Raw genomic sequence first — 1,984 nt, 5'->3', positions numbered from 1 at the left:
CCACGACACCATCATCACGGATCTGCGGGTGCCAATGTGAGAAGCGAAGCCCATCGAAGCCTGAAAGCATGGGGACGTTCCATCCGGTTGTGTATGGAGAAGGGGGCTATGATCCAGAGGTTGTTTCCTCCCCGTCAAATCCCTATAGCTGGGGGGAAGGGAAGGCCCGGATCATTGCCGTGAACGGGAACCTTAACGGAACGGTGGTTAAAAGCTGGTGCGGCGTCGTGTGATCGGTCGCTGAACTTTTCCCGGGATTGGCAGTCTCAGTGCTCGACGTTGGTCGGGCTGACAGGAGTGCGGCCCCTCATGGCCGAGGTTGAAACACCACAGGAGCTGGACCTGGAACTGGTCCGGCGCGTGCAGCGCGGCGAGAGTGCGGCCTTTGATGTCCTGGTGCGCAAGTACCAGCATCGGATCATTGCACTGATCGGGCGCTACATCGCCGACTGGAGTGAATGTCAGGACGTCGCCCAGGACACGTTCGTCCGCGCGTATCGCGCGATCGGCAGTTTCCGTGGCGACGCCCAGTTCTATACCTGGTTGCATCGGATCGCCGTGAACACTGCCAAAAACCACCTTGCTGCCCACAACCGCCGCCCGCCCACCGATGACATCGACATCGGCGATGCCGAACAGTTCGACAGCGGTACCCGGCTGCGCGACACCGACACGCCCGAGCGCGAATTGATGCGCCAGGAACTGGAGCAGACGGTGATGAAGGCGGTCTCGGCGCTGCCGGAGGAACTGCGATCGGCCATCACCCTGCGCGAGGTGGACGGGCTGAGTTACGAAGACATCGCGCAGAAGATGGGGTGCCCGATCGGCACTGTGCGTTCGCGGATCTTCCGCGCCCGCGAGGCGATCGACACTGAACTTCGGCCACTGCTGGATGTCGGCAGTGCCACCCGCGAGAAGAGCCGCGTATGAGCCACCACATGAACAACCCTGGATCCACCGGCGCTGCGCCGGACAAACTCGATGCCCACAATCGCCAGCAGCTGTCGGCGTTGATCGACGGTGCGCTGTCGGCCGACGAAGCGCGGTTCATGCTGCGCCGGCTCGAGCACGACGACGCCCTGGCCGGCTGCCACGAGCGGTGGCAGTTGCTGGGCGACGTGCTCCGCGGCCAGGCCTGCGCACCGGCACCGCTGGACTTCGCCGAGCGCGTGCGTGGCGCGGTTGCCGCTGAACCCGCGCCGCTTGCGCCCGCGGCCACCGAGCGTACCGGTGAATCCCGCAGTGGCTGGCGCCGCTGGGGCGGTGGCGCGGCGCTGGCCGCCTCGGTGGCGGCCGTGGCGATGTTCATGACCCGCGAACAGCTGCCCAGCGAGGCCCCGCCGCTGGATGCCCCGACCACCACCATCATCGCCAGCCAGGCCGAGCTGCCGACGGCCCCGGCTACCCCGGCAGCACCGGTGGAGGCCGCCGTTGCGATGGCCGCGGCCCCGGCCGCTGCGGTCGCCGCCGCCAGCCGCCGCCAGGACGTGGCGTCGGTACGCCGCGCCAGCGCCACCCGCACCCAGCAGGTCGCACGCAGCGCCGCCGCGCGCAGTGCCGAGCCGCAGCGTGCGCTGGCCAGCCAGGCGCCGTTGGCACCGACCCTGCCGCCGGCTGCCGCCCATGCCACCGCGACGACCCGCCAGCTGCCGTTCGGTGACGTCGCGAGCCTGCAGGCCAGGCCGTGGCCGCGTTCCACCCTGGCCCCCGCCGGGGGTGCACTCAACGCCAGTTTCTCCACGCAGGAGCCGCAGGCCGCGTTCTATCCGTTCGAACCGCGGCTGCAGGAATCCGAACCGAGTGTGCCGACCCCACGCAGGCACCGCGACTGAGCGCCACCGCGTTTCCCTTCCCGATCTGTCCCGCGCCCGGCCCTTCGGCTGGAACGCTGCCCCTTTCCCCGCTTACTGACCCGGAGGCTCGAGTCTGATGACCCCACGCATGCGTACCCAGGCCATGACCCTGTTGGCCCTGACCCTGCCGC

Annotated in this window: 2 protein-coding genes; both read left to right on the top strand. The window is 68.4% G+C overall.

The window, feature by feature from the left end:
* Positions 1-309 precede the first annotated feature (309 nt).
* On the top strand, positions 310-930 hold the full coding sequence (gene rpoE / locus ACXJKH_RS19425) for an RNA polymerase sigma factor RpoE (protein ID WP_256775837.1): 621 nt from the start codon (positions 310-312) through the stop codon (positions 928-930).
* A gap of 8 nt (positions 931-938) precedes the next feature.
* The gene (locus ACXJKH_RS19420) at positions 939-1,832 is read left to right on the top strand and encodes a sigma-E factor negative regulatory protein (RefSeq protein WP_457321823.1); all 894 of its coding nucleotides are present in this window, start codon (positions 939-941) and stop codon (positions 1,830-1,832) included.
* The last annotated feature ends 152 nt before the right edge of the window (positions 1,833-1,984 follow it).

The sequence above is a fragment of the Stenotrophomonas sp. P5_B8 genome (assembly GCF_054049855.1).
The sequence above is the reverse complement of the archived record's forward strand: the minus strand, read 5'-3'. Positions and strand labels throughout refer to the sequence as shown.